This window comes from Bacillus cereus group sp. N31 (genome assembly GCF_016483245.1).
Classification (GTDB): domain Bacteria; phylum Bacillota; class Bacilli; order Bacillales; family Bacillaceae_G; genus Bacillus_A; species Bacillus_A toyonensis.
Genome location: NZ_JAEHCH010000001.1, coordinates 475,368 through 502,367, shown reverse-complemented (window position 1 = coordinate 502,367; position 27,000 = coordinate 475,368). Strand labels below are relative to the sequence as shown.

Genomic DNA, 27,000 nt, shown 5'->3' with positions numbered 1-27,000 from the left:
ATAAAATGATGAATGACTCAACAAATGAAAACGCTGTTATATTAGTTATTACGTTTTGCAATCAAATCGCAAATAGATAGTAAATATTCATCTTGTAATTGCAAGGAGCTAATCGCATCTTTTGCTTTTGCAATTGTTTCTTCTAAAATATTCTTTGCTCTATCTACAGTAAATAACGTCGTATATGTGCTCTTTTCGTTGGAAACATCACTACCAATCGGTTTTCCAATCTCTTCTTCGGTTCCTTCTACATCTAAAATATCATCTCGAATTTGGAAAGCTAGGCCAATATTTTTTGCAAACTCAAGTAACTTTTCTTCCTGCTCTTTTGTAGCATTAGAAAGTATCGCTCCTGCAAGTACAGCGAATTCAAGTAGTTTCCCGGTCTTATGCTTATGAATATACTCTAACTCATCAATCGTAAGTTGTTTCCCTTCAGCTTCCATATCCGCCACTTGTCCGCCAACCATTCCTTCCGGCCCAGCTGCTTTTGCAAGCTCAAGTACAAGTCTTACTTTTTTTTCAGCAGAGATTTCTTTTTGCTCATATGCCATAACAATTTGAAAAGCATACGTCAACAAACCATCTCCTGCTAAAACTGCCATTGCTTCACCAAATACTTTATGATTCGTGGGCTTTCCTCTTCTTAAATCATCATCATCCATACAAGGTAAATCATCATGAACTAACGAGTATGTATGTATCATTTCAAGAGCACAAGCTGCACCTACTCCAAGATTTCTTTCTTTCCCAAACGCTTGTAATGTTGCAAATAAAAGTAACGGGCGGAGACGTTTTCCACCCGCTTCCAAAGAATATGCCATCGCTTCCCGAAGTACATTTGGACATTGTAATTCATTTGCATAGCTTACAAGCTTCTCTTCTACGAAAGTTTTACTTTCTTTCAAAAAAGTATCAAAAGCGATTGTCACTATGCTTCATCTCCTAAAGCAGTAAACGGTTCAAGCTCTCCATCTTCTCCAAGAATAACTGCCATTTGTTCTTGTACGTTCTTCAACTTCTCATCGCAAAGCTTAGATAATTCCATACCCTCTTTAAAATAAGAAATCGCTTCTTCTAAAGGTACATCACCTTGCTCTAGCTTAGATACGAGATGCTCAAGTTGCGAAATTGCCTCTTCAAAACTCACTTTATTTTCCATTATTCAATTCACGCTCCTCTATGCCTGATACGCTACAATCTAGTATTCCATCTTGTAATTGAACTGAAACAGCATCTCCAAGGCTGACATCTTTCACACTTTTTAACACTTGCTTCTCTTCATCATATACAAGCCCGTACCCTCTCATCATTACTTTAAGCGGACTTAATGCTTCAAGTTTTTGAGCAGCTCTTACAAAGGCAAATTCTTTCGTTTGAAGTAATGTTTGCATTTCACGTTGTAATTGCTTTTGCAACGTTTCAATCGCTACCTTTGTTTGTATAATTTTTTGAGACGGGTGGTGCTTCTCTAAATAAAATGAAAGCTGTTTTAACTGATTCACCTTTTTATCAATGTAGCGCTCTTTCGCTAAAACAAGCTGTTCTAACGCTCTATCTAATTGCTCTTCCTTTTGTTCATATACTTGTCTTGGATAACGGAATGCATAAGATTTTTGCAATACTTGTAATTTTTCTTCTTTTTTATGTACTAACTCTCTCATTGCTCTTTGCAATCTTAGAGTTCTTTGTAATACCTTTTCTTGTAACTCTATAACGTTCGGTGCTGCTAGTTCAGCTGCTGCAGTCGGTGTTGGTGCACGTAAATCGGCAACAAAATCTGCGATTGTAAAATCTGTTTCATGCCCTACTGCTGAAATAATAGGAATTTCGCTCTTAAAGATTGCTCTTGCAACCACTTCCTCATTGAAAGCCCATAATTCCTCAATAGAACCTCCCCCGCGCCCAACAATTAATACATCTATATCTCCCATTTCATTCGCTGTACGAATCGCTTGTACAATCGAGGGAGCTGCTGACTCCCCCTGTACAAGTACTGGAAATACAATAACATTCCCAATTGGATAACGACGTTTAATCGTTGTTATGATATCACGAATCGCAGCTCCTGTTGGCGACGTAATTACCCCTATTGTTTTAGCATAAGGAGGGATTATTTTTTTATAAACTTGAGAAAACAATCCTTCTTCCTCTAAACGAACTTTTAATTGTTCGTAAGCCAAATGCAAATTTCCGACTCCGTCAGGTTGCATGTCTTGAATATAAATTTGATAAGAACCACTCGCCTCGTAAACAGAGATTTTCCCTTTTACAAGTACCTTCATCCCATTTTCAGGTCTGAATTTAATATTACGATTATGACCCGCAAACATAACCGCTGCGATTCTGGCATTTTCGTCTTTCAATGTAAAATACATGTGACCACGACTATGATTTTTAAAGTTGGAAATTTCACCTTTTAACCAAACAGACTGTAAATGCGGGTCATATTCTATTTTTGTTTTTATATAGCGTGTTAATGCTGTAACGGTTAAATATTGTTTCTCCATTTCTCTCTCCTCATAGCCGACTCAAATTATTTACAAACGACACCTGCGCGTTTGGCAGATTCAACAGTATTATGAAGAAGCATTGTAATCGTCATTGGACCAACACCCTTTGGCACAGGCGTAATGTAACCCGCAACGTCTAACACGTTGTCAAAGTCAACATCACCACAAAGCTTGCCTGTTTCTAATCGATTCACACCAACGTCAATTACAACCGCGCCTTCTTTCATATAATCAGCTGTTACCATTTTAGGTCGTCCAACAGCTACGATTAAAATATCAGCTAACTTCGATAATTCTTTAATATTTTGCGTCTTAGAATGACAATATGTGACAGTTGCATTTTCATTTAAGAACAATTGCCCCACTGGTTTGCCGACAATATTACTTCTTCCAATTATTACAACATGTTTTCCCGAAATATCAAGATTCGTTTCTTTTACTAATTCTACAATACCATGCGGTGTACATGGAAGGAATGTATCTTGTCCCGTCATCATACGTCCCACGCTGATTGGGTGAAATCCATCTACATCCTTTTCTGGTGAAATTCTTTCAATGATAGCTTTTTCTTCAATATGTTTTGGTAAAGGTAATTGCACTAATATGCCATTAATACGGTCATCGCCATTTAAGCGATCGATTTCAGCAAGCAAACGTTCCTCAGTAATCGTTTCAGGAAGTTCAATTAGCTCAGAATAAATTCCTACTTGTTCACAGCCTTTTTCTTTTCCTTTTACGTAAGAACGAGATGCTGGATCTTCTCCCACTAAAATCACTGCTAATCCTGGTACAATCCCTTGCTCTTTCAACTTCACAACTTCTTCTGTTAATTGTGCTCGTTTTTTCTCCGCAACTTCATTTCCTTTGATGATTACTGCTACCATTTTAAGATTCCCCCTTAAAGAAATTACAGTGTATCTTTTATATTAGATAAAACGCCGTTAATAAAACGACGAGATTCCTCATCCCCAAATGTTTTAGCAATTTCAATTGCCTCGTTAATTGTTACGTTGTGTGGAATTTCTTCCATGTACTTCATTTCATACACAGCTACACGTAAAATACTGCGATCAACAATACTAATACGCTCAAGCTTCCACTTTTTTAAGTTTTGACGAATTGCTGCGTCAATCTCTTCTTTATTGTCTACAAATCCTACAACAAGTGATTCTAAAAACTCATTTGTTTCTTCACCTTCATCTAGCGTATTTTCCACCGCTACCTTCGGTTCTAATTCACCTGTAATATCCATTTGGTATAATGCTTGCATAGCTCTTTCTCTAGCCGTCCTACGTTTCATTGTAACTCTCCTTTATGCTTCAAGTCTTTCCTTATGCTTTGTTATATTATTATAATTTATAAGCCGTCAATTCACTTACTCTTACAGTTTTCATTGATTTTCCAACCTTATAATACAATGATAATAACACAATTTATCGTTTCACACACGGGTTACAAGGCTGAAAAATAATAAAAAGATTAACTTCAAGTTCCATATCTTATCACAATGTACGTTTTTTGGAAAAACGAAACATTTTCTTTTTTATTTCTTATTTTTTGAAATAGTATAACAATTAGAGGGTTGTAATTTGTGAAGAAATGAAACGATAAAAAAGATGCCTATGTTACTAGGCACCTTTTTCATTCTTACACTGGTTCAATTTCTGTTTTTTGTGTTTCGAATGTTACGCCAACGATGTGAACATTCACTTCTTTTGGCTCAAGTCCTGTCATTGTAAAGAGTGCTTGGCGAATATTGTCTTGAATCTTTTGTGCAACAACTGGAATTGCTACACCAAAATACATTACAACATAAAGGTCAACGATAATATCTTCGTTTGCTAATTCAACCTTTACACCTTTACCATGATTTTTCTTACCTAACTTCTCAACAACATCTGTAGCAAAATTACCACGCATTGCCGCCACACCTTCTACCTCAGCAGCTGCAATACCTGCAATTACTTCAATTACTTCTGGTGCAATTTCTACTTTACCAAGAGTTGTATCTTGACCCATATCTAACATATGTTCAGCCATGAAAAAAACCTCCTTTAATGTATCACTGCGTCACAAGTTCATGCTCTTCCAAAAACTTCGTATTAAACTCACCTTTTACAAAATCAGGATGATCTAACAATTGCAAATGGAACGGGATTGTTGTATGTACGCCTTCAATGACAAACTCACTGAGTGCACGCTTCATTTTTGCAATTGCCTCTTCACGTGTTTTTCCGTGAACAATTAATTTAGCAACCATCGAATCATAGAAAGGTGGGATTGAATATCCCGGATATACAGCTGAATCGACGCGAATACCAAATCCGCCTGGTGGTAAGTACATTTCTACTTTACCTGGAGATGGCATAAATTTTTTGGCAGGGTTTTCCGCATTAATTCGGCATTCAATTGCCCAACCATTAAATTGTACTTCTTCTTGCTGTAACGATAACTTTTCTCCAGAAGCAACAAGAATTTGCTCTTTAATTAAGTCCATTCCTGTCACCATTTCAGTAACCGGATGCTCAACTTGAATTCTCGTATTCATCTCCATGAAATAAAAGCTTTTCGTTTTATATTCATAAATAAACTCAACCGTACCAGCACCTGTATAATCAACCGCTACCGCCGCTTTAACTGCCGCTTCACCCATCTGCTTGCGAACATTTTCATCAAGTGCAGGTGATGGACTTTCTTCTAATAGTTTCTGCAAACGGCGCTGAATTGTACAATCACGCTCTCCTAAATGAATGGCATTTCCGTGTGTATCTGCCATTATTTGAATCTCAACATGGCGGAAATCTTCAACGTACTTTTCTAAGTATACACCAGGGTTCCCAAAAGCGGTACTAGCTTCTTGCTGTGTAATTTGAATTCCTTTTACAAGCTCTTCTTCATGACGTGCAACACGAATACCTTTTCCGCCGCCACCTGCAGTCGCTTTAATAATAACTGGATATCCAATTTGATTTGCAAGCTCGATCGCTTCCTCGGTATTTTTTATAATCCCTTGTGAACCTGGTACAATCGGAACCCCTGCTTTTTCCATTGTATCACGAGCAACGTCTTTTGTGCCCATCTTTGAAATAGCTTCTGGACTTGGACCGATAAAAATTAAGTTACATTCACGGCATAACTCTGCGAAATCTGCATTCTCTGCTAAAAATCCGTATCCCGGATGGATAGCATCGCAGCCCGTTAACTTCGCAACGCTAATAATGTTCGTCAAATTTAAATAACTTTCTTTTGAAACTGTTGGTCCTACACAATACGCCTCATCTGCAATTTGTACGTGAAGTGACTCTTTATCTGCTTCTGAATAAATCGCAACTGTTTCAATATCCATTTCTTTACAAGCACGAATAATTCGTACAGCAATTTCCCCACGATTGGCTATTAATACTTTTTTTATCATCACAAAGACTCCCTTATTACGCTTTCACAAGAAATAGCGGTTGTCCATACTCAACAAGCTGTCCGTTATTAACAAGAACCTCAACAATTTCGCCCTCTACATCAGCGTCAATTTCGTTAAATAACTTCATAGCCTCGACAATACATACGATAGAATCTTTCGATACCCTGTCTCCAACACTTACATATGGAGGTGTATCAGGTGAAGATGAAGAATAGAATGTACCTACCATTGGTGAGGTAATCTTATGTAGGTTTTCATCTTGAACAGCTTTCTTCTCTTCTTGTTTTGGTGCTTCTACTTGCGCTGCCGCTACTGCTGTTTCAACTTCAACAGATGCTACTGGTTGCATAGCTTGTTTCGCTACAGGTGCTTGCATCGCAACAACTTCATTACCACGCTTTTTCATTTTGATTGTTGTACCGTCTTTTTTGTATTCAAATTCATCAATATTAGAGCTATCAATTAATTTAATTAATTCACGAACTTCTTGAATTTTAAACATGTAAAATCCACTCCCATACTCTTGTTTGTCCCGTTTTTACAGATTCTCATCACTAACACTAGATTGACTGTAAAAATACGATGTATTCTATTAGAAAATTTATTTTATTTACTAATAGAAATATTTACTATTTCCATCTTACGATAAATTTTTTAAACATTCCAATTTATATTTCTTTATAATAAATCGAAACTCCTGTAAAAATATTATTCCAATAAAAAATTTATTACCTAGTAATAATACCAAGTTTCACACGAAATTGGCAAGACCACTTCCTAAAAAACATTCCTTACCTTTTCAAAATGCTACACAGTAAACATCTAATTGCCGCTCCACTCTTCACCACATCTACGGTTCATAACATATTTTTACCAAATATTATTTTTTTGTTTACACGCCGTTCATCATTCCTTCATATAAGAATAGTATGTTCAAAGTGTAGAAAATATATTGTATCGAGGTGTGGACATATGATATGGCTCATGCTCTTCTTACCTGCCGTAATGGTTTGGGCATTCGTTCTCTTCATCCACGTCAAATCTGGAAAAAGTAATCATCATCACCATGAACCGCTAATTTTTTATTCACAACGTATTTCTCCATTCCGAGTTGAACATAGTAAAAACACATACAAAGACGAAATAGAAAAAAACTATCGAAAGTGATAGCTTTTTTCTATTATTATTTTTATCTAATTATTTTGAAGTACTCTATGTTCTTATTTACAAACAATGCGATTAGTAAAAATTAATAATCCGTGGGGGAAATCCCCCACGGATTAAAATTCTACTTATTTTGCTGATGGATCAAATTTCACACCTACATCTTTAGAACCGCCTTCACTTCTTACAAGCTGTATAATTTTGTTCGCTTCTTTTTGTGAATGTTTCGCTGCCTTCACTGTTACTCTAATGTCAGTTCCATCAGCTCTTACAAGGGCATCTTTATATCCTCCTTGAGCTTTAATAACTGTTTCAAGTAAACCTTCTTTTGTTTCCATTGTAGCGATTGCATCCATACCATCTTTCGCCTTACTTCTTTCTTCAGCAGTAGCGTTAGAAGACTTTATTACATTTTGTAATTTTTCTCTTTCAGCACTACGCTTATCTTCCATTTGCATACGTAAAGCTGTGAAATTCTCATCACTCGATTGAACTGATACATTCCCCTCTTTTTTACTTGTTTCTTTTTTAGCATTTTCTTTTTTATCTGTCTCTTTATTTGTTGTCTCTTTATTTGGTGTTTCCTTGCTTGGAGTTTCTTTTGTTGTTTCTTTATTTGGCGTTTCGTTTGTTACTGCTTTGTCAGTACCTTGTTTTTCTTGTCCAATCTTTTCACCTGTTGCCGGCGATGCTGTATTCATTTTGTCAGGAGTTGTTACGTAATACACAGATAGTACAACAACTAAACTTAACATTGTTAATAGCCAAACCGTTTGTTTTTTTAACACTTTATTTCCTCCCTATCAATTTTTCGGTGAAACTGAAACACGATGGGCTGGTACATCTAGCAGCCTTATCACAGCTTCTTTTACCATTGCTTTAACTTGTATATTATCCACTCCTTTTGCTACGACGAGAACACCTCGTACTTTCGGTTTCTCTGTCCGTAAAACAACGGGAGTTTCTTTATCACCTTCACGTATAATGACAGTCTTTTCATCAAGAGACTCGTCCTCTACTTCCCTCTTACCGCCTGTTTTATCTGTTTCACCTGTTGTTTGTGAGCGTTTCACTGTATTTTTTTCTAAAATTTTTTCTTCAGATGAATCTAAATTCACCTTAATCGTTACGTCTTTTACTCCTGCTATTTCTTCTAAAGCAGCTTTTAATTCTTGTTCATACGCTTTTTCATATTTTTCTACATTTGACATACTATCATTACTTTTTTGTCCGAAAGTTGGTACGTCTTTTTCTTGGTTTTGAGTTTTTTGTTCTTTAAATACAGGTACTTCTTCTTTTTTACTTGAAAAGAGACTACTAGAAAACATAAGCAAAATTCCAAGTATGAGTAGGACAAGTAAAAACTTAGGTGTTACCTTTTTCCCCTTCTCGTTGCTTTCTTTTTGATCCCCATTCAATAAGTTTCGAAAAAATGAGAACTTCGAATTTTTATCTTTATTGTCCATTTACTCTACCTGTCCTCCCTTCCGTTTGAACTTGGATTTGTTTATTCTCTAGTTGCCACCTGCTTGAAAAGAAATCTTTCATTTCTACATTCGTTTCTTCTACCTTTTTTGGAGGTTCATTCGTATTAATTTCAATTGGCTTTACTGTTTCAATTGCGTCATTTTTACTGCGTTCTTTTTCTTTCAACGTCACAACAACAGATTGAATATCTTTGGCTGACTTTACTTCTTCTACCCTTTCCGTTGCGACTATTTGTATTTCAGAGACTGTCATACCATACTTTTTCTCAAACTCTTTTCCTACTTCTTTTTTCATTTTGGTAGCCATCTCTTCTAAACTATATGCACGTGTTAGAGCTTGTATTTCTTTTTTCTTCGAATCTATTGAATTTTTTACAGATCCCTCTGCTACATACTTTTCTTCATTAAAATTTGCGATTACTTCATTTACATCTGTTTGCAACAGTTTAAAAAGAGGTGTTAAAATTAATACAACTAATAGTAGACTTACGACGAATTTAACGTATTTTTGCAAATTCGAGTTTGGAAGAATAAGATGAAGCATTGTCGCTAAGAGTAAAAAAACGATAATATTTCTAATCCACTCTGTAACAAATTGCATACTCTTCACCTCCTATCGCATCATAAGCGTAATGTTCCCCGCAGCAATAATAATTGTGATACTTAAAAAGAACATAAATGATACGATAGCTAAGCAAGCAAACACGTAAATGATGCTTCGTCCAATGATATCTAAACATTGAATAATTGCTCCTCCGCCAACTGGTTGCAATACTGCTGCTGCGAATTTATAAATAAACGCGATACAAAAAATTTGAATCGCTGGAAAAGCGACAATTAAACATAAAATAACGAGCCCTATAATTCCGACTGTATTTTTTAATAACCCCGACGCACTAATAACAGTATCCGCTGCCTCTGTAAACATCCTTCCAACTACAGGAATAAAGTTCCCTGTTACAAATTTAGCAGTTTTCACAGCTATCCCATCAGCAACCGCTGTCGCTGTTCCTTGTACAGATAATACTCCTAAAAAAATCGTTAAAAAGATCCCGATAATCCCAACGCTAACGTTTTGCAGAAGCTTGGACAATTTCGTAACTTTATATTGATCACTCATCGTACTTACAATACTTAATATCGTTGCAAGTAATAAAAGTGGTAGAACGATGTAATTCATAAGAAGCCCACTCGTATTCATTAAGAAAATGATAATCGGATGAAAAAACGATACAGATACAACACCGCCTCCAGTTGCTATGAGTGCAAGCAAGATTGGTAATAGCGCTAATATGAAATCTACCATTGTTTGTATCGTTTCTCTTGCATATGTCATAACCACATAAAAACTATTTAAAGCAAAAATAATAAGCACCATATATACAACTGCATCGGCAATTTTACTTACACTACTCTTTGAAAAGGCAGATTGCAGTGATTGCAACAATGCACTAAAAATTGTGAGCATAATGAGTGTTCCAAGTAGCTTTCCATTTGCAGCAAGCTCGTGAAACAAATATTTTAATAAACCTAGCATCCATTCTTTTATAGAGAATTCTTTTTCTCCCTTTACAAACTCCATAAAGCTTCCTTTTTGACTCTCTGGTAAATAACCTCCATATTTTGTAACAAGCCCGTCCCAAAATTGCTTCACATCTTCAATTCCGAGCTTATCCAATTGTTGATCAACGACGTTTGTTTCTACAGGAGAAGCTTGTACAACAACCGGTAAAGAAAAGAAAAGGAAGCAAGCAAATAGCAGCTTAGCTCCAAACTTCCTCAACATTCACTCCCCCTTATCCCGTCGGTAAAAATCCGAGAATAGTTTCAATTACGACTGTCAAAATAGGAATTGCCATAACGAGAATTAAGATTTTACCAGCTAGTTCAATTTTCGAAGCGATTGCACCTTGCCCAGCATCTTTTGTAATTTGCGCTCCAAACTCAGCGATATAAGCAATCCCAATAATTTTCAGTAACGTTTCTACATAGACGTTGCTAACTTTCGCTTCACTCGCTACTCTCTCAATCATTTGTAAAATAGAGTGAATTTGATCGATTAAAATAAGAAACATTACGCTACCTACAAAAACAATAAATAACGATGTAATGCTAGATTTATGCTGATTCAAAACAGCTGCTAAAAACGTAGCAACGAGGCCTAATCCGACAATTTGTATAATTTCGATTCGAACCGCCTCCTTTACTGGAAAAGAAAGACACTCTTAATCTTGTCGAACAACGTATTAATTAAAAATGCAACATGGAATAGAATGACGACAAAACCGACAAGGATAACCCAATTTGCAATATCCTCTCGTTTTAATTCTTTTAATACGGTATGAATGAAAGCTAAAACAATGCCGATTCCGGCGATTTGAAATATTAATCCAACATCAATGGACATCGCCTTTCTCCCTCCTATAGCAGTAAAATTACGATAAGTAGCCCCGCTAGTACCCCTAAGCTCTTAATCATTTTTTCATATTGCAGTTGTAACGCTTTCGCTTCTTCTTCCTCTCTCTCTAAATGTGTAATACATAATCGAATATGTTTTTGTTGTGATTCACGATCATGTTGTCCAAGTGTTTCACCAAATTGCTGCAAGATTTCATACTCGGTTTGTTGAAATGCTGTTAACTTCCAATTCTCTTTCAAACTTTCTATCCAAGCTTCCCTTACTGTTTGTTCCCCGTTTTCTAGTTTTTTGGCGAAACTTTGAAATATCCAATTTAATGGCTTGGGCATTTGTTTAACTAATCGTTCGGCGGCTTCAGATAAAGGTGTGTGCCCATACATAATTTCTGCCTCTAATGATTGGAGTGCCGATTTTAATAGTCTAAGTTGCCGCGGCCTCTCACTATATCTTTTTGCGTATGAAAACCCGAAAAAAGTGCTGACCGCAACGATTAACACTGCACCAATTATTTTCACCATACGCCCCCAGCCTTTCGATTCGGTAGTACTGGTTTTCCATATCTATCTTTCACTTGCATAACTGTTCCTGGGCCTCTTGCTTTTGATAACTCCACAAACCTATCAAATATGCCAAGCTCCAGCACTGCCTGTAGCGATGGACGTTTCACAACATCATCATAAGAAAACCCGTGTGCACTTATAAAAAGCTGGACCCCTGCATGCACCGCCTCCATAATTGCTTCACTATCTTCTTTACGTCCAATCTCATCTACGATCAAAACATCTGGACTCATAGAACGAATCATCATCATCATTCCTTCAGCCTTTGGACATGCGTCTAACACATCTACTCGTGTACCAAATTCATACTGAGGGATTCCTTTCACACATCCAGCAATTTCTGACCGCTCATCAACAATCCCCACTTTGCAAGAAGGAATTTTCGACGTACCAACCCCTTGACTCATGCAACGTGCTACATCTCTTAAAAGTGTCGTTTTCCCCGTTTGCGGCGGGCCAATTACCATCGTGTTTAACCATCTTGATTCATACAAATACGGCAAAAGCGGCTCAGCTATTCCTATTTTTTGACGAGCAATACGAATATTAAATGAAGAGACATCACGAATCATTTTCACTGTACTTTTCTCTGTAATGACTTTTCCTGCTAGGCCAATTCTATGTCCTCCTCGAAGTGTCACATACCCACGTTTCAATTCCTCTTCCATCGTATAAATTGAGAATTGACTTAACTTATTCAATAAGTAACTTGCATCTTCTGCTGTAGCGATATAGTCATAAAAAAACACCTCTCCATGCGCAATACACTCTAGCGGTCTTCCAATTCGAACACGAATTTCCTCTAAAGTATTGTATTGCTTACAACTTTCAACTAACTGTTTCATCATTTTTGGTAAAACCTCTAATACTTCTTTCATAGGCTTCTCCCCACTATACTCGACTTACTATTTCAACAATGCGATAAAAATGCAGCCAATTCCAAGTGCCAGAAAAAAGAGTTTCAAGAAAGAAATTTCGCTCGCTACACTCGCTATGCCTATTGTCATTGTTAAAATTAATACGGTCGGTCCAACAAACGCCAACATACCATTTATAAACAATGCTTTCTTCGCATCATTCACGTAAAGCATAAGCAAAGCGGCGAATATTTCCGCGCTACCCGAAAACAACCGAAGTAACCCCATTACGAGCACGGATGTTTCCATTGCCGCTAGCCACTGTTTCATTCTCCCACCTTCTCCCGTAACGGTTACGAATTCTACATTCCAAAAAAGAATATATTTGTACAACCATATGCAGAGGTTGTCTATTTCAGAAGTAAAAACATAATTTTTCTCTAACACCTTTATTTAAATCTGAATATTCGTATTTTTTTAATGGTATATTATGGTATATTTAATTTAAAAGGGGTATAGACGATGCAGCACGTTACTTTATTACCACTTGATTTACGCTATGCAAATGTGCTTTTTGAGCTATCAAGTGAACCACACGTAAAAAATGCATTAGGAATACAGGTAGAAAAAGTCGAAGACACGAAAGCATTTCTTCTTTTTGCAATAGAAGAAGAGCGCCAAAAGAAGTCTTTATCGAGAATGATTGTAAATGAAGAGAATGAAATACTTGGCCTCACCACACTTAAACATATTAATTATGGGAAGAAACAATCTCACATTGGTAGTTGGCTTGGCTATCCATATTGGGGTAAAGGGTATAATGAGGCAGCTAAAAAAGAAATCTTTAAAATCGCTTTTTTAGACTTACAACTTACATACGTATTCACTGGTGCTAAAACGACTAACATTCGCTCGTTAAAAGCACAAGAAAAACTACCTTACATTTCATTGCATGTGAAAAACAAGTTTCCAGGCGAACATGCTGCACTGGAGAAAGAAGTAAAATCACCTTGCGTACTGCATGTCGTATCGCGTAAGAAATTTTTAAATTGGCTGGACGTACAAAATGAGGGGGGAAAATATGAAGGTTTTGAAAATTAGTTTAACAATTGTAGTAGAATTAGCTCTTATTTATCTTTTTTCATTATTGGTCGGTTGGTCATTTATAGAGACCTTTTTCCTTGGCAGTCTAGCAATATTTGCAATTATGTGGTTAATTATTATGAGTAACCATAGAAATAACATTACAGATCACGCAATAAGTAAAACATTAACTGGTGTTGAGACTGGTGAAATAAAACCATTTCAATTCATTTTCACACCATATATAGCGGGTACTCTTTCACTTGTTTTAGTTAGTTTTGTTGTCACCGCAATTTACTATATGCCCTATTTTCTATAAAAAAGCACTCGTGATAATCACGAGTGCTTTTTTACTATGCACGAGAAACGTATTTACCTTCACCAGTGTTGATGATAAGCATTTCGCCTTCGTTAATGAAGATTGGTACTTGTACAACAAGACCAGTTTCTAATGTAGCTGGTTTTGTTACGTTAGAAGCTGTGTCACCTTTAATACCAGGCTCTGTTTCTGTAACTTTTAATTCAACTGTGTTCGGAAGTTCAACACCAAGTACTTCACCTTGGTATGTCATAATAGATACTTCCATGTTTTCTTTTAGGAATTTTAATTCGCGCTCGATTTGGTTTTCACCAAGTTCGATTTGCTCATAAGTTCCGTTATCCATAAATACATGAGCCTCACCGCTCGCGTATAAGTATTGCATACGACGGTTTTCGATGTGTGCTTTTTCTACTTTTTCACCTGCACGGAATGTTTTCTCTTGAACAGAACCTGTGCGAAGGTTACGTAGTTTAGAACGAACGAATGCAGCACCTTTACCTGGCTTTACGTGTTGGAAATCAAGTACTTGCCAAAGGGCATTGTCCACTGAAATTGTTAAACCTGTACGAAAATCGTTTACTGAAATCATGTAAAAAAATCCTCCTGTGTATTACAAAATAATAAGTTCTTTTGGTGATTTCGTAATTACTTCATTACCTTCACTCGTTACAATGATATCATCTTCAATACGTACGCCGCCAATACCTGGAATATAAATACCTGGTTCTACTGTTACAGCCATACCTGGTTCAAGTACTGTATCAGAACGGAACGCTAAACCTGGCGCTTCATGGATTTCAAGGCCGATTCCATGACCAGTAGAGTGTCCAAAGTATTCACCATATCCTTTTTCCGTTATGTAATCACGCGTTAATGCATCTGCCTCGCGGCCTGTTAAACCAGCTTTAATACCGTTTACACCACGTAATTGTGCTTCTAAAACGACATTATAAATTTCTTTTAATTTATCAGATGGTTCACCGACTGCAATTGTACGAGTAATATCAGAACAATACCCTTTGTAATAAGCGCCGAAGTCTAATGTAACGAAATCTCCTGTTTCTATCACTTTTTCAGATGCCACGCCGTGCGGTAATGCCGAACGAAGACCTGAAGCAACGATAATATCAAACGAAGAAGATGTTGCTCCTTGTTTTCTCATGAAAAATTCAAGTTCATTTGACACTTCAATTTCAGATACTCCCGGGCGAATGAATGATAGAATATGCTCAAAGGCAGCATCTGCAATCTGTGCAGCTTCCTTTAATATCTTAATCTCTGAATCAGTCTTTATCAAGCGTAACTTTTCTACAAGCCCAGAAGTCGGGATAAATTCAGCTTCGATCGCCTCATTATGCGTTACGTAAGAGCTATATGTAAGAGTATCCTGCTCAAAGCCAAGCTTTTGAATTCCAAGTTCTTTCACTTGCTTTGCAACTTCATCAATAATTAATCCTGCATGCTGCACGATTTCATATCCAACAGCTTGTTTACTAGCCTGCTCTACATAACGAAAATCCGTAATAAATTGAGCACGCTCTTTTGAAATAAGTACAACTCCAGCTGTTCCAGTGAAGTTAGCCATGTATCTACGACTATGTTCATTTGTTAATAAAATACCGTCGATACCAGCCTCAGCAAATGCGCTTCTTAATCTTTCGATTTTCTCCATGACTTTATGCCTCCCTTAATTTCTCCATTAATGCAAATAACGCTAACTTATAGCCATAAAAACCAAATCCAACAATTTGTCCTGCACAAACAGCCGCCGTCACAGATTCGTGACGGAACGATTCACGCTGGTGAATGTTAGAGATATGTACTTCAATAACAGGAATCGAAATGCTCGCAATTGCATCTCGAATTGCATAGCTATAATGCGTAAATGCTCCAGGATTTAAAATGATCCCTTCATATATATCTTCAGCCTCATGAAGACGATCGATAATCGCACCTTCATGATTCGATTGGAAACATTCTAACTCCACTCCCATTGTTTTTGCTTCTTGCTTCATATCTGCTTCAAGTGTCGCTAACGTGCCCTTTCCATATACATTTACCTCACGAACACCGAGGCGATTTAAGTTAGGACCGTTTACGAGGAGTAACTTTTTCATATTCTTAAAACTCCTTAATATTAAATATCTATACAACATTTTAACATAGGAGTTACTTATTTGAATAGTTCGTCTTCTCTTCTCCTTCTTGCTCCGCTTTATTACTATTTACTGCGTAAGAAACAGAGTATGCAATAAACACACCATACAATATAAAAATACATATTGTCGTCACAATCGTCTCTTTCGGCAAATTGAACGCACTTTTAATAACAGGTGCCATTAAACCCATTCCGAAAAACAGTAACGCCCACCAAAATAGCCCATAAATAATCCCTGGAATGATTCCTTCAAATTTCGCCAAAAACGCTTTATACAAAAAGGAAATCAAGATTGAAAGAAGTCCCATGCAAACAATTCCTGACAGATTGCCCCATATCCCTTCTTTCCAATTCCCAAACGCAAATGGTAACAGTAAATAATTAGGTCCCGCTTCCGTGAATGAAAATATATGAAGGAAATACCATATTCCTCCCCAAAAAATTCCACCAAACAAACCGATTTGCACATAATTCCTTGTTCCTAATTGTTCTTGACTCACATCAACACCTCCGCTCAATAGTATGCCCGAAACTATTTTGAAGCATGTTTAAATACTGCGAAATTTGTCTATAAAAAGAATAAGAAATGTCCGACTCTCGTAACATTTTCTCTTGTCATATACTTGTATTTGTCGATAAAATAAAGGAAACTCGGTGATTGTCTTATTTCAAAACGACAGAACCCAGTATGACAATTGCCTCTTTTTCTACATAAGAGAGAAACAAATACAGGTTGGTGTTAACATGGCAGAAGAGTCAAAACAAATATATGGCGGGCAAGCAGTCATAGAAGGAGTTATGTTTGGCGGTAGAGAATATACTGTTACAGCGGTTCGTCGTAAAGATAAATCGATTGAATTTTATCGATTACCACGCGTTCGTAATAAAGCATTATCTATCCTAAAAAAAATTCCATTTTTACGAGGTATTGCCGCCATTGTGGACGCAAGTGCGAATGGAGCAAAGCATTTAAACTTCGCTTCAGAACGATTTGATGTCCACCCAGAAGATGATGAACAAATTGCAAATAAAAAAGAAGAACAATCAAAATTAACGATGGTATTAGGAGTTGCAGCAGTTGGCGTTTTATCTTTCATATTCGGTAAAGTCATTTTCACAGCAGTTCCTGCACTATTAGCTGAATTAACGAGACCGATTTTCCCATCTCATACAGGGCAAATCATTGTCGAAAGTGTCATTAAGCTCATGCTACTATTGAGCTATATATACTTTATTTCTTTAACCCCACTTATTAAACGGGTATTTCAGTATCACGGTGCAGAGCATAAAGTAATTAATGCTTATGAGAATAATCTTCCTATGACTGTAGAAAACGTCCAAAAGCAAACCCGCCTCCATTATAGATGTGGTAGTAGCTTTATTATATTTACAGTCATTATTGGAATGTTTGTTTATTTCCTCGTTCCTACAGATCCACTTTTGGCACGAGTAATAAACCGAATTTTATTAATTCCAGTCGTTCTCGGCATTTCGTTTGAAGTACTACAATTTACGAATCGATTGCGAGACATTCCTGTATTACGCATACTTGGATATCCCGGATTATGGCTGCAACTATTAACAACGAAAGAACCAACAGATGATCAAGTGGAAGTAGCTATTGCATCGTTTGAAGAATTATTACGTTTAGAAAACAAACAATAATTATTTAAAAATGGTGTTCAACTCCTCTCCTCATCGTTAATATACTAATTTTAATATATGTTTTTAGGAGGTGTTCCTTATGAACGGTCGTTCGTTTACTTTCGCTATATTTGTGCTTATAATCGGATTAGCAATATTCGGCCTTGTTTCATCTGTAATTACAAATCCAATGGGTGTATTAAGAAATATCGGGTATATGTTACTTGTTGTCGGTATCTTTTACTTGCTATACAAGATGTTTACTAATTCCAGTGGTTCTGCAAATTCGCAAAGCTCATATAAGCGCGCTGCAAAACAATCGAACCGCAAACATGGGAAACAAAATGTAGCACCCCTAAGCAATTCATTCTTGAAACGAAATACTTCTGATGACAAGGGCAAAAAGGGTAATTCTCCATCGTTGAAACGAAAAAGAAAACAATCTCATTTAACTGTCATTGAAGGTAAAAAGAACAAAAAGAAAGACCGTGCTTCCTTTTAGGAAATACGGTCTTTCTTTATACTTTCAAGCACTTCTTTCAAAGTTTTATCTATCATACTTTCAATTCGAAGGTGATGATTTTCAAATGGTAAATTTCTTGTCACATCATTTGGAACAACGACGCATTTTAATCCTGCCGCAACCGCTGCTTTCAATCCATTTAATGAGTCTTCAAATACAACAGCTTCTGATGGTTCAATTCCTAATTCCTCTATTGCAATTCGATAAAGTGCTGGATCTGGTTTTACCTTCTCAACATCTTCTCTCGTTTTAATTACTTCAAAATAATCTCGAATCTGTAGATCTTCTAAAAAACGAACAACCCATTCTCTAGATGAACTAGAAGCTAATGCAATTTTCAACCCCATTTCTTTCGCTTCTTCTAAATATTCTTTTACCCCATCACGCGCTTCTGGTATTTTCATTTTCTCTTTATGTAAAGTCGTCACCTTTTCTTTTAGTGCACGCTCGTTAAACTTTTCTTTTAATTGTTCCTTTAAATATGCATAAAGTACATTATCTGTCGTTCCAATACATTTCGCAAATTCCTCTAAAGGTAACTCTCCGCCGTACTCACGAACAGCATCTCTGAAAGAGTGAAACCATATTGTTTCTGTGTCCACAATTAATCCATCAAAATCAAAAATAATTGCTTTCATAATTCTCCCGTCCTTTTCGATTGAAATAAAAAAGGAAACGCCATCCGTTCCCCTTAATTACTTTTCTCTTCATTTGCTTTTTGAACACCACGAAGTGTTTCTACTCGAACCTCATCTTGTTCAAAATATTGTACTAAATCACCGATACGGTCAATTGCTTCCCAACTTAAATGATGTTCAATCCCTTCAACATCATTGTAAATCTTGCTTTCATCCAAACCAATAATACGCATAAACTGCTCTAGCAAGTCATGACGATATACGAGACGTTCTCCGATTTTTTTACCTTTTGATGTTAATACAAGCCCTCTATATTTTTCATAAATTAGATATTCATCTTTGTCTAATTTTTGCACCATTTTTGTTACAGAGGATGGATGTACACTAAGCGCTTCAGCAATATCAGATACGCGGGCATAACCCTTTTCATCAATCAACAAATAAATTTGTTCAATATAATCTTCCATACTAGGGGTAGGCATCGGTTTCCTCCATCCAATTTCATTTTGCTTATTCCGAACGAAGCAATCAATAAAATGATACACCAGAAAGAATAACGTGACAAGGTAGAAACGAGCCTAAATCTGCAAAAGAGAAAAGAACCCGCATTCAAATACAAGTTCCTTTCATGTGAAATATTGAATTTCTGCGTCAGGAAAAAAGTGGCGAATATATCCTCGAATCGTTTCCTCCAATACTTCTGCATCATCTTTTTTATAGACGTATTTCCCAATACCGTATCGTCCCCATTTATATTTCCGCTTCTCTTCGTCCATTTCAAGTTTCGTATTCGGATAACGCGCTTGAATGACCTTTTTTGCCGGCTTCGTAAAGCGATGCTGAATTAATTCAAACGTTAAATTTGGTATCACCATATCTTTCAAGGCATTGTATAATCTCTCAAACAATTCACGATACCCCTCTTCCCATCCTTCATGCATATAAAGTGGCGCAACTATAAAGCCAAGTGGATAATTAGCCCCTGCCACTTTACGAGCAGCCTCAATTCTCTCTTCGAACGGCGATGTCCCCGGTTCAAAATTTTTAATCACATAACGTGAATTAATGCTAAATCGAAAACGCGTTTTCCCATTATGCTTTGCATCTAATAAATGATCAACGTGCGAATATTTCGTAACGAAACGTAAACGCCCATGCTCACTTTCTCCCATAAATTCGATCGTCCGCTTTAAAGCATGCGTTAAATGATCAATTCCAACGATATCTGATGTACACGCCGCTTCAAATCTTGTTATTTCTGGTGCCCTTTCATCCATATATTGCTGTGCCTTCTCAAATATTTCATCTAGATTCACATACACACGAACGTAAGGTTTACTACCAAGCGTCGTTTGCAAATAACAATAATGGCAATGTCCCATACACCCTGTTGCAAGCGGAATTGCATATTCAGCTGACGGCTTTGACGTATCAAACTTTAATGTCTTCCTCACCCCAACGACAAGCGTTGCCTTTGCATTGCGATACTTTTGCAAATCATTTTCACCTGGCAAATTTCTAATTTGATTATGGGATGTCGTTTCACGAATTTCTAATCCCATCTTCGTAAACTTCTCATACAGCTCTTTTCCAAGTGGATATTCGAGTGCCTTCGGTTCAAAGTAAACAAGTTTTGGCATAAACGGTTTCATATACTTCCCTCCTCTCGTTAGTATGGAGAACACGGAAAAATTAAAACGCATTAAAGTTTTCCACTTCAGTAACTTGCGTTGCAAGTTACTGAGTGTTATAATTTGGATAACAGCTACCTTGCAAGGCAAGTTACCTGAATAAAAGGTGGGGAAATCATGCACAGCCAAATGTTAAAAGGTGTACTCGAAGGTTGCATCCTATACATCATTTCGCAAGAAGAAGTGTATGGATATGAGCTGAGTACAAAATTAAATAAATACGGCTTTACATTTGTCAGCGAAGGAAGCATATATCCGTTATTGTTACGTATGCAAAAAGAGAGGCTAATTGAAGGAACATTAAAAGCTTCCTCACTCGGTCCAAAGCGAAAATATTATCATGTAACCGATAAAGGAATAGAACAGCTTGAAGAATTTAAACAAAGCTGGGGAATGGTTTCGACAACGGTGAACAACTTATTACAGGGAGAGTGATAGGGATGAATGCGCAAGACATGATTGAATTGAACAACAAAAAACGCGAACTTCTAACATTTGAAAACGAAGCTTCTTATGGCGATATGCTAGTATATCTTCGGTTATCTAACGTACCTGAACAACAAGTAGAAGAACTATTATTAGAAATATTAGATCATCTCATCGAAGCACAAAGAGAAAATAAAAATGCTTATGATATTTTCGGCAATGACTTACAATCTTATTGTGATGAACTCATATCGGCTTTACCAGCTCAAACAAAGTTAGAAAAAACTTCTTTAATCGGTTTTGTTATTAGCTTACTTCTTGCTATACAGTTTGGAATGGATGCACTTGTTTCGACTTTCATTTTAATCTTCAGGAAAAATATCGAACAATTAAGCCCAGCTTTTAGCATCCCTGGAACCACTTTGTTCGTTTCACTTATTATACTAGGCATACTTTTCATTTTATATTTATTAAAGCGCTATTCCTTTGATCAAAAGATGAATTGGAAAAGAAGGATTCTATTTGGATTTGCATTTGCTACTCCATTTTGTTCAGCTGTATTTTTAAATGTCTATTTTAAAAAACAACCTTATCTCATTTACCACCTAACCTTTTGGCAAAACGCCTTAATTGCTATCTTATTTTTCATTTTATATAAATTACTATACAAAAAATCAAATTTTTAACAGCCTTTCAAAAGGCTGTTTTTCTTCTGTCTAATTTTACAAATTGAAAAATTTCATAAAGAAAATAAGAAAAATGCAAAATAATTAAAGTTAATTGTTGACGTGATGCTTTTATTATCGGTATCATAAATCTTCGTGAGCAATTATTTTTCGTTATACGATTTTTTTATTATTACTGAATTTTTGAGAGGAGAAATTAGATGTCAGTTAAGAAGAAAACGCAAGTACGCACCGGCAAAATGGTACGTGAACTAATGTTAGCAGACGAAGATGTAAATGCTTCGCTAATTATGGTATACAGTGAAAACGGTGTAAACGCAGAAATTAAAATCGAGGGCTTAACGCCGAAATGTAACGAAGAATTATTTTTGAGCGGAAACGTGGATTGGAACAAGAGTGTTATTTATAAAATTGTTGATTTCACTGGAAACGCTGAAGTTGGTAAAGTTACATTATCAGCGATGAACAAAAACAATGTTTCTCTAGAAATAGAACGCGTTATGTGGAGTAAAGAAAATAAAGAGGCTGCTGGTCAAGAAGAAACACCGGTAGAAGCCACACCGAAAAAAGAAGTAGTTGTAGAAGCTCCAAAAGCAGTTACACCTGCTCCTAAACCTATTACGCGTGTAGAAACACCTGCTATGGCACCTAAGCCTACTCCGGTACCGACGCCGAAACCAGTAAGCGTAGAAGCAGCTGTAGAACTAACTACTCCAGCACCTGTGAAAAAAGTAGTCCCTACTCCAGTTACAAAGCAAGAGACGGTACCGGTTGCTCCAGCAAAACCGAAACAACCTGCTTTGACTGAAACAAATTCAAAACTACAAGAAAATTATGTGAAACTCGTGAAAAAGACAATTGAAGTTTGTCAAGATTACGAGCTTGGCATCGACATAGATGATTCTATTGAAGGCTTAAAAGAAGAACTACAAAGCCAAGGTATTAGCGTTACATTCGACAAAGAAATTATGGACGTTGTAAATCGCCTTCGTTCTTTACAAGATAAAGGAATCAAAGTAGAAAAAGTACTTAATTTACTATAAAAAAATAAGAGGTGGCAATTGCCATCTCTTATTTTTTATAATTCCATTCCTTACTTTCATACTTCTCTTTTGCTAATATTTGAACTTCATGTAATTGTTCTTCTGTTAATTCATATGGCACAAGCTCTATATCCAATCCTTTTTCAAACCCAACTTCGAACGCTTTAATTAACTGTTCGATCGTAAATGTACGGTCTGTCAATTTATTAATTGCTACCGCTTTAGAAGAAAACATACTTTTCATACGTTCTTTCACACGTTCATTTGGGAATAAAAATAGGTCGTATAGTTCGTCTAAATCTATTTCTAACGGAATCGATCCGTGCTGTAAAATAACACCTTTTTGACGTGTTTGAGCACTACCAGCGATTTTTCTTCCTTCAACTACAATTTCATACCAAGATGGCGCATCAAAACATACTCCTGAACGCGGATTTTTTAAATTCTCACGATCCGCCTCTGTTTTCGGAACTGCATAATACGCTTCTAATCCTAATGCCTTAAAACCGTCCAATAAGCCTTGCGAAATAACGCGGTATGCTTCCGTAACTGTTTTTGGCATATTTGGATGATCTTCAGACACAATAACACTGTACGTTAATTCTTTGTCATGTAGTACACCCCTGCCGCCTGTTTGACGACGAACGAATCCATATTTCTTTTCGTTAACTACATCCATATTTATATCTTTTTCAACACGCTGGAAATACCCGACTGTTAATGTTGGTACTTCCCATTCATAAAAACGAATTGTTGGTGGCATCTTCTTTTCACTTTGCCAATTTAATAAACATTCATCTAACGCCATATTAAACGCTGGTGAACATTGACCAGAGTTAATATAACACCATTTTTCTTTTCCCATCCTACACCTCATATAACCAGTTATTTTTCACATTCTCTAGTCTACCAAATTCGACAAAATTTGTGAAAGAATACGAAATTTCTCCTTATATACAAATGAATCTGTTGCATAAATACATATGGGCATTATAATATTGAAAGTAGGATAAGAAAAAAGGGAGCGATAGAACCGTGTCAACAACTTGGATTATTTTATTAGCCGTAATCGTAGCGTTCATCGGTTACACTGTATGGATGTATTTCTATCAGAAAAAATTAATTAAAACTCTTACAGAAGAAGAATTTCGCGCTGGCTACCGTAAAGCACAGCTTATCGATATTCGCGAAGCAGACGAATATAACGCAGGGCACATTTTAGGTGCACGTAACATTCCGTTATCACAAATTCGCCTTCGTCATAAAGAACTTCGCCAAGATCAACCTGTTTACTTATACTGCCAAAGCGGATTCCGTACAGGCCGTGCAGCTCAATACTTAAAAAAACAAGGTTACAAAGATTTCTACCAATTACAAGGTGGATTTAAATCTTGGACAGGTAAAATTAAAAAGAAATAACATACAAAAAACTAGCTGCATGCTGCAGTTAGTTTTTTATTTCATATTGTTTGCAATGTAATATAGATTCTTTTTTATTACATCTGCATCGTTCTCTTCTACATTACGATATAATAACTGATATTCAATCCCCTTTTCTTTCCATAGAAGCGTAGCAAATTCCTCTCCTCTCTCAAAGTCATCTTTATTTTTAAAATAAGCAGACGCTCCATTATTCAATTTCATTTGTTCTTGAAATCGCTTTTCTTCTACAAAATCCGGAAAACTATAAGGGAAATTTGCAACAGTTAGCTCAATATACTCATGTCTACCTTGCTCCTGTTGTTTATATTTAATCGTTAAGACAGCATTCTTCTTTTCAATCGTTCTTACTTCACCCAACACATCACTCGTAATGTCATACGGTAAAAAGGTAGGAACTTTAAATTTCGCCGGAAAATATTTTGGAAGTTCTTTTAACGGAATCGGATCCGTAACGCGATCTGTAGCCCCACCTGTTGTTCCCATAAATGTTTTTTCTTCTTGCATCGTTTGCTGAAATGAACATGAGCTAAGTAATACACTAGAAAACACGAAACAAATGATTCCTTTTTTCAATTTGTTTCCGCCCTTTCATACCGCCCTCTTAACGAACAAAGCGTTTATATGTTGTTCATATTCGCTTGAATGCCACACTCCACCTTTGAAAACTTTCCTCGTTATTCTCACACATTTTGACAAAACTGCTTTCAAACAAACAGAAAGACTTCGCTATTCTTACGCCCAAACGAAATGGTTACGCGAATAACAGAAGTCCTATTTATAACATAGATTGTGAAAAGCTTTTCAGGTCAAGATTTTTTCATTCTACTTATTTTCCCTTTATAATAAGTAAAGAGGTGATGCATATGGCCAATATAAAACAAATCGCTAAAACTGCTGGTGTATCTATATCAACCGTTTCCCGTGTCTTAAATAATCACCCTTACGTAAAAGAAGACAAACGGAAACGAGTTCTAGAGGCGGTTGAAGAATTAAACTACGCAAAAAATATAAATGCTATTCATTTAATAAAGGGGAAAACATATACAATCGGGGTTATGCTCCCTTTCATTAATGTCCCTTACTTCAGTACCATTATTGAAGGAATCGGAAACGAAGCGTTAGCAGCTGGATATCACATTAATTTATGCCAAACAAATTACGATAGTATTGAAGAAATTCGTGTTCTTGAAATGATGAAAATGAAACAATTTGACGGGATGATTATTTGTTCTCGAACGAGTTCATGGGAACAAATCGAACCTTTCGCAAAATTCGCCCCTATTATTTCATGTGAAAAAATGAACCACCCCCTCATTTCATCTGTCTACGTAGATCATTATGAAGGATTCCGGCTCGGTACTGCATATTTACTAAGTAAAGGCCATGAAAAAATCGGAATTTGTTTAGCAAGAAAAACGAGTGTAAATTCTATGGAACGTGAAAAAGCGTTTGCTGATACACTTCATAACGAAGGTCAAACGTTACATCCTGAATGGATTTTTCATCAATGCTATACAATGCAGGACGGAGCACAAATACTCCACCGTATTTTACATATGAAAAATCGTCCAACTGCTATTTTCACAGCGAATGACCAAGTAGCTGCCGGTTTATTAACAGAGGCAAAGAAACGTGGTGTTCGCGTCCCTGAAGATCTCGCTATTTTAGGATTCGATAACCATGAAATTTCAAAGGCGTTAGAAATTTCGACTATTGAACACCCTGGTCTTACGATGGGATCACGTGCTTTTACCTTATTCCATAAACAGATGCAGGACGAACAAATAACCGGGAACTCAGAAGAACTTCCATTCCATTTAATTGAGCGAAAAACAGTCTGAAAAGGAGCGTTAACTATAGCACTCTTTTTCAGCTTTTCACCTATTGACTTTGTGTTTTTTATCTCATATAATAAACCTAACGAACGGTAGGTAGGGGATGAAAATGACAGCAAATCGCATTAAAGCTGTAGCACTTTCTCATTTCGCACGCTACGGCTATGAAGGAACTTCATTGGCAAATATTGCCCAAGAAGTTGGGATTAAAAAACCATCGATTTACGCACACTTTAAAGGAAAAGAAGAGCTATATTTCATATGCTTAGAATCTGCTCTTCAAAAAGATTTGCAGAGCTTCACAGGCGATATCGAAAGCTTTTCCAATTCGTCCACTGAAGAATTGCTATTAAAATTATTAAAAGGCTACGCAAAACGATTTGGTGAAAGTGAAGAATCAATGTTTTGGTTACGAACTTCTTATTTTCCGCCTGATGCATTTCGCGAACAAATTATTAATAAAGCAAATGTACACATTGAAAACGTCGGAAAACTTTTATTCCCGGTATTTAAAAGAGCAAGCGAACAAGATGAACTGCATAACATTGAAGTAAAAGACGCCTTAGAGGCTTTTCTATGCTTACTCGACGGTCTTATGGTTGAACTACTATACGCAGGTTTAAATCGTTTTGAGACACGTTTAGACGCTTCTTGGAAAGTATTTTGGCGCGGACTTTCAAACTGACGGATTGCTCCTTTGCAATGCGTCGTTTTTAAGCCCTTTACCTAACGACTGGTAGGAAGGAGGAATGACATATGGCATGGATTTATGTAATCATCGCTGGTATTATTGAAATCTTTTGGGTGATTGGACTAAAAAAAGCGGAGGCACCACTTGAGTGGGCTGGTGTTGCTCTATTAATTACAATTAGTTTCGTCTTATTATTTAGAGCTTATAAAGATTTACCTGTCGGCACTGTATACGCAGTCTTCACAGGAATCGGAGCTGGCGGAATCGTTCTTACAGAAATTTTCATCTTCGGAGAACCTTTCTCTATCGTAAAAGTTTTATTAATCGGTTTAATCTTCTTCGGAGTAATTGGTTTAAAACGAGTAACAGAAGAAAAAGAAGCGAAGGAGGCCGCATAAA

The 27,000-nt window shown here is 36.5% G+C and carries 38 protein-coding genes; 12 read left to right on the top strand and 26 right to left on the bottom strand.

Annotated features, from left to right (window positions below):
* Window positions 1–41: 41 nt before the first annotated feature.
* The 8 genes from ispA to accB all read right to left on the bottom strand — a co-directional run bounded on the left by ispA (window position 42) and on the right by accB (window position 6,433).
* Window positions 42–932, bottom strand: a complete 891-nt coding sequence (gene ispA / locus JDS81_RS02740; protein WP_000150368.1) for a (2E,6E)-farnesyl diphosphate synthase — start codon at window positions 930–932, stop codon at window positions 42–44.
* Window positions 932–1,162 (bottom strand): exodeoxyribonuclease VII small subunit, encoded by a 231-nt coding sequence (gene xseB / locus JDS81_RS02735; RefSeq protein ID WP_000428977.1) that lies wholly within the window; start codon window positions 1,160–1,162, stop codon window positions 932–934. The genes ispA and xseB overlap by 1 nt, the downstream gene beginning before the upstream one ends.
* Window positions 1,152–2,510, bottom strand: a complete 1,359-nt coding sequence (xseA, locus tag JDS81_RS02730) for an exodeoxyribonuclease VII large subunit (RefSeq protein ID WP_000415264.1) — start codon at window positions 2,508–2,510, stop codon at window positions 1,152–1,154. The genes xseB and xseA overlap by 11 nt, the downstream gene beginning before the upstream one ends.
* A gap of 26 nt (window positions 2,511–2,536) precedes the next feature.
* Window positions 2,537–3,397, bottom strand: coding sequence for a bifunctional methylenetetrahydrofolate dehydrogenase/methenyltetrahydrofolate cyclohydrolase FolD (gene folD / locus JDS81_RS02725; RefSeq protein WP_000226729.1), 861 nt, complete (start codon window positions 3,395–3,397; stop codon window positions 2,537–2,539).
* 23 nt (window positions 3,398–3,420) lie between these two features.
* The gene (gene nusB / locus JDS81_RS02720) at window positions 3,421–3,813 is read right to left on the bottom strand and encodes a N utilization substance protein NusB (protein WP_000830246.1); all 393 of its coding nucleotides are present in this window, start codon (window positions 3,811–3,813) and stop codon (window positions 3,421–3,423) included.
* A 347-nt stretch (window positions 3,814–4,160) separates the two neighbouring features.
* Window positions 4,161–4,553: an Asp23/Gls24 family envelope stress response protein gene (locus JDS81_RS02715; RefSeq protein ID WP_000807630.1), complete on the bottom strand. Its 393-nt coding sequence runs from the start codon at window positions 4,551–4,553 to the stop codon at window positions 4,161–4,163.
* 22 nt (window positions 4,554–4,575) lie between these two features.
* Complete coding sequence (gene accC / locus JDS81_RS02710; protein ID WP_000592880.1) at window positions 4,576–5,928, bottom strand: acetyl-CoA carboxylase biotin carboxylase subunit; 1,353 nt, start codon at window positions 5,926–5,928, stop codon at window positions 4,576–4,578.
* 16 nt (window positions 5,929–5,944) lie between these two features.
* The gene (gene accB / locus JDS81_RS02705; protein WP_000472855.1) at window positions 5,945–6,433 is read right to left on the bottom strand and encodes an acetyl-CoA carboxylase biotin carboxyl carrier protein; all 489 of its coding nucleotides are present in this window, start codon (window positions 6,431–6,433) and stop codon (window positions 5,945–5,947) included.
* Between the two features lie 470 nt (window positions 6,434–6,903).
* Between accB and JDS81_RS02700 the strand changes: the two genes are divergently transcribed.
* On the top strand, window positions 6,904–7,098 hold the full coding sequence (locus JDS81_RS02700; protein WP_000638007.1) for a hypothetical protein: 195 nt from the start codon (window positions 6,904–6,906) through the stop codon (window positions 7,096–7,098).
* Window positions 7,099–7,223: 125 nt separating this feature from the next.
* Here the strand turns inward: JDS81_RS02700 and JDS81_RS02695 are convergent, their stop codons facing one another.
* Genes JDS81_RS02695 through JDS81_RS02655 form a run of 9 tightly spaced genes read right to left on the bottom strand, consistent with a single transcriptional unit; the run spans window position 7,224 to window position 12,748 of the window.
* Window positions 7,224–7,883 carry a SpoIIIAH-like family protein gene (locus tag JDS81_RS02695; protein WP_000914719.1) on the bottom strand — a complete coding sequence of 220 codons (660 nt, stop codon included), beginning with the start codon at window positions 7,881–7,883 and terminating at the stop codon, window positions 7,224–7,226.
* Between the two features lie 15 nt (window positions 7,884–7,898).
* Window positions 7,899–8,561: a stage III sporulation protein AG gene (gene spoIIIAG / locus JDS81_RS02690; protein ID WP_000368888.1), complete on the bottom strand. Its 663-nt coding sequence runs from the start codon at window positions 8,559–8,561 to the stop codon at window positions 7,899–7,901.
* The gene (gene spoIIIAF / locus JDS81_RS02685; RefSeq protein WP_001161043.1) at window positions 8,551–9,183 is read right to left on the bottom strand and encodes a stage III sporulation protein AF; all 633 of its coding nucleotides are present in this window, start codon (window positions 9,181–9,183) and stop codon (window positions 8,551–8,553) included. The genes spoIIIAG and spoIIIAF overlap by 11 nt, the downstream gene beginning before the upstream one ends.
* Window positions 9,184–9,195: 12 nt before the next feature.
* The gene (gene spoIIIAE, locus JDS81_RS02680) at window positions 9,196–10,368 is read right to left on the bottom strand and encodes a stage III sporulation protein AE (protein ID WP_000944633.1); all 1,173 of its coding nucleotides are present in this window, start codon (window positions 10,366–10,368) and stop codon (window positions 9,196–9,198) included.
* Window positions 10,369–10,378: 10 nt separating this feature from the next.
* Window positions 10,379–10,762, bottom strand: coding sequence for a stage III sporulation protein AD (gene spoIIIAD / locus JDS81_RS02675; RefSeq protein WP_077393170.1), 384 nt, complete (start codon window positions 10,760–10,762; stop codon window positions 10,379–10,381).
* A gap of 23 nt (window positions 10,763–10,785) precedes the next feature.
* Complete coding sequence (spoIIIAC, locus tag JDS81_RS02670) at window positions 10,786–10,989, bottom strand: stage III sporulation protein AC (RefSeq protein WP_000020914.1); 204 nt, start codon at window positions 10,987–10,989, stop codon at window positions 10,786–10,788.
* 14 nt (window positions 10,990–11,003) lie between these two features.
* Window positions 11,004–11,519, bottom strand: coding sequence for a stage III sporulation protein SpoIIIAB (gene spoIIIAB / locus JDS81_RS02665; RefSeq protein WP_015000953.1), 516 nt, complete (start codon window positions 11,517–11,519; stop codon window positions 11,004–11,006).
* On the bottom strand, window positions 11,513–12,439 hold the full coding sequence (gene spoIIIAA, locus JDS81_RS02660) for a stage III sporulation protein AA (protein ID WP_000665879.1): 927 nt from the start codon (window positions 12,437–12,439) through the stop codon (window positions 11,513–11,515). The genes spoIIIAB and spoIIIAA overlap by 7 nt, the downstream gene beginning before the upstream one ends.
* A 27-nt stretch (window positions 12,440–12,466) precedes the next feature.
* Window positions 12,467–12,748 (bottom strand): YqhV family protein, encoded by a 282-nt coding sequence (locus JDS81_RS02655; protein ID WP_000816054.1) that lies wholly within the window; start codon window positions 12,746–12,748, stop codon window positions 12,467–12,469.
* Window positions 12,749–12,940: 192 nt separating this feature from the next.
* On the opposite strand from JDS81_RS02655, the gene JDS81_RS02650 reads away from it, so the two are divergent.
* Window positions 12,941–13,519 carry a GNAT family N-acetyltransferase gene (locus tag JDS81_RS02650; protein WP_001164998.1) on the top strand — a complete coding sequence of 193 codons (579 nt, stop codon included), beginning with the start codon at window positions 12,941–12,943 and terminating at the stop codon, window positions 13,517–13,519.
* Window positions 13,500–13,820: a hypothetical protein gene (locus tag JDS81_RS02645; protein ID WP_000866179.1), complete on the top strand. Its 321-nt coding sequence runs from the start codon at window positions 13,500–13,502 to the stop codon at window positions 13,818–13,820. Before JDS81_RS02650 ends, JDS81_RS02645 begins: the two co-directional genes overlap by 20 nt.
* Before the next feature lie 34 nt (window positions 13,821–13,854).
* On the opposite strand, the gene efp is transcribed toward JDS81_RS02645, so the two are convergent.
* From efp to JDS81_RS02625, 4 genes are read right to left on the bottom strand one after another with little or no spacing between them, the layout of a single operon-like run.
* The gene (gene efp / locus JDS81_RS02640) at window positions 13,855–14,412 is read right to left on the bottom strand and encodes an elongation factor P (RefSeq protein WP_000626519.1); all 558 of its coding nucleotides are present in this window, start codon (window positions 14,410–14,412) and stop codon (window positions 13,855–13,857) included.
* A gap of 21 nt (window positions 14,413–14,433) precedes the next feature.
* Entirely contained in the window at window positions 14,434–15,495 is a 1,062-nt protein-coding gene (pepQ, locus tag JDS81_RS02635) for a Xaa-Pro dipeptidase (RefSeq protein WP_000411034.1), read from the bottom strand.
* Between the two features lie 4 nt (window positions 15,496–15,499).
* Window positions 15,500–15,940, bottom strand: coding sequence for a type II 3-dehydroquinate dehydratase (gene aroQ, locus JDS81_RS02630; protein ID WP_000735144.1), 441 nt, complete (start codon window positions 15,938–15,940; stop codon window positions 15,500–15,502).
* Window positions 15,941–15,992: 52 nt separating this feature from the next.
* Window positions 15,993–16,481, bottom strand: a complete 489-nt coding sequence (locus tag JDS81_RS02625; protein WP_142316299.1) for a YqhR family membrane protein — start codon at window positions 16,479–16,481, stop codon at window positions 15,993–15,995.
* Between the two features lie 244 nt (window positions 16,482–16,725).
* On the opposite strand from JDS81_RS02625, the gene JDS81_RS02620 reads away from it, so the two are divergent.
* Window positions 16,726–17,646 (top strand): DUF1385 domain-containing protein, encoded by a 921-nt coding sequence (locus JDS81_RS02620; protein WP_097952988.1) that lies wholly within the window; start codon window positions 16,726–16,728, stop codon window positions 17,644–17,646.
* A 79-nt stretch (window positions 17,647–17,725) separates the two neighbouring features.
* Entirely contained in the window at window positions 17,726–18,127 is a 402-nt protein-coding gene (locus tag JDS81_RS02615) for an SA1362 family protein (protein WP_001014465.1), read from the top strand.
* On the opposite strand, the gene JDS81_RS02610 is transcribed toward JDS81_RS02615, so the two are convergent.
* The 3 genes from JDS81_RS02610 to splB all read right to left on the bottom strand — a co-directional run bounded on the left by JDS81_RS02610 (window position 18,124) and on the right by splB (window position 20,438).
* The gene (locus tag JDS81_RS02610; protein ID WP_000643926.1) at window positions 18,124–18,786 is read right to left on the bottom strand and encodes an HAD family hydrolase; all 663 of its coding nucleotides are present in this window, start codon (window positions 18,784–18,786) and stop codon (window positions 18,124–18,126) included. The two genes, JDS81_RS02615 and JDS81_RS02610, sit on opposite strands and share 4 nt — an antisense overlap.
* A gap of 53 nt (window positions 18,787–18,839) precedes the next feature.
* Window positions 18,840–19,268: a transcriptional regulator MntR gene (gene mntR / locus JDS81_RS02605; protein WP_001143071.1), complete on the bottom strand. Its 429-nt coding sequence runs from the start codon at window positions 19,266–19,268 to the stop codon at window positions 18,840–18,842.
* Between the two features lie 144 nt (window positions 19,269–19,412).
* Entirely contained in the window at window positions 19,413–20,438 is a 1,026-nt protein-coding gene (gene splB / locus JDS81_RS02600) for a spore photoproduct lyase (protein WP_000802126.1), read from the bottom strand.
* A 156-nt stretch (window positions 20,439–20,594) separates the two neighbouring features.
* On the opposite strand from splB, the gene JDS81_RS02595 reads away from it, so the two are divergent.
* From JDS81_RS02595 to JDS81_RS02585, 3 genes are all read left to right on the top strand, one after another.
* On the top strand, window positions 20,595–20,912 hold the full coding sequence (locus tag JDS81_RS02595; RefSeq protein WP_000556090.1) for a PadR family transcriptional regulator: 318 nt from the start codon (window positions 20,595–20,597) through the stop codon (window positions 20,910–20,912).
* 5 nt (window positions 20,913–20,917) lie between these two features.
* Window positions 20,918–21,589, top strand: coding sequence for a DUF1129 family protein (locus JDS81_RS02590; RefSeq protein ID WP_000993577.1), 672 nt, complete (start codon window positions 20,918–20,920; stop codon window positions 21,587–21,589).
* 200 nt (window positions 21,590–21,789) lie between these two features.
* On the top strand, window positions 21,790–22,632 hold the full coding sequence (locus JDS81_RS02585; protein WP_097952987.1) for a hypothetical protein: 843 nt from the start codon (window positions 21,790–21,792) through the stop codon (window positions 22,630–22,632).
* A 28-nt stretch (window positions 22,633–22,660) separates the two neighbouring features.
* On the opposite strand, the gene JDS81_RS02580 is transcribed toward JDS81_RS02585, so the two are convergent.
* On the bottom strand, window positions 22,661–23,497 hold the full coding sequence (locus JDS81_RS02580) for a lipoate--protein ligase family protein (protein ID WP_000514084.1): 837 nt from the start codon (window positions 23,495–23,497) through the stop codon (window positions 22,661–22,663).
* A 170-nt stretch (window positions 23,498–23,667) separates the two neighbouring features.
* On the opposite strand from JDS81_RS02580, the gene JDS81_RS02575 reads away from it, so the two are divergent.
* On the top strand, window positions 23,668–24,051 hold the full coding sequence (locus JDS81_RS02575) for a rhodanese-like domain-containing protein (protein ID WP_000108653.1): 384 nt from the start codon (window positions 23,668–23,670) through the stop codon (window positions 24,049–24,051).
* A 36-nt stretch (window positions 24,052–24,087) separates the two neighbouring features.
* On the opposite strand, the gene JDS81_RS02570 is transcribed toward JDS81_RS02575, so the two are convergent.
* Window positions 24,088–24,624 carry a DNA polymerase III subunit delta gene (locus JDS81_RS02570; RefSeq protein WP_142316304.1) on the bottom strand — a complete coding sequence of 179 codons (537 nt, stop codon included), beginning with the start codon at window positions 24,622–24,624 and terminating at the stop codon, window positions 24,088–24,090.
* A gap of 314 nt (window positions 24,625–24,938) precedes the next feature.
* On the opposite strand from JDS81_RS02570, the gene JDS81_RS02565 reads away from it, so the two are divergent.
* The 3 genes from JDS81_RS02565 to JDS81_RS02555 all read left to right on the top strand — a co-directional run bounded on the left by JDS81_RS02565 (window position 24,939) and on the right by JDS81_RS02555 (window position 26,999).
* A complete protein-coding gene (locus JDS81_RS02565; RefSeq protein ID WP_087969669.1) occupies window positions 24,939–25,916 on the top strand; it encodes a LacI family DNA-binding transcriptional regulator in 978 nt (325 codons plus the stop codon).
* Between the two features lie 97 nt (window positions 25,917–26,013).
* Window positions 26,014–26,595 (top strand): TetR/AcrR family transcriptional regulator, encoded by a 582-nt coding sequence (locus JDS81_RS02560; RefSeq protein WP_002005730.1) that lies wholly within the window; start codon window positions 26,014–26,016, stop codon window positions 26,593–26,595.
* 71 nt (window positions 26,596–26,666) lie between these two features.
* Complete coding sequence (locus JDS81_RS02555) at window positions 26,667–26,999, top strand: DMT family transporter (RefSeq protein WP_000312339.1); 333 nt, start codon at window positions 26,667–26,669, stop codon at window positions 26,997–26,999.
* Window position 27,000: the final 1 nt, after the last annotated feature.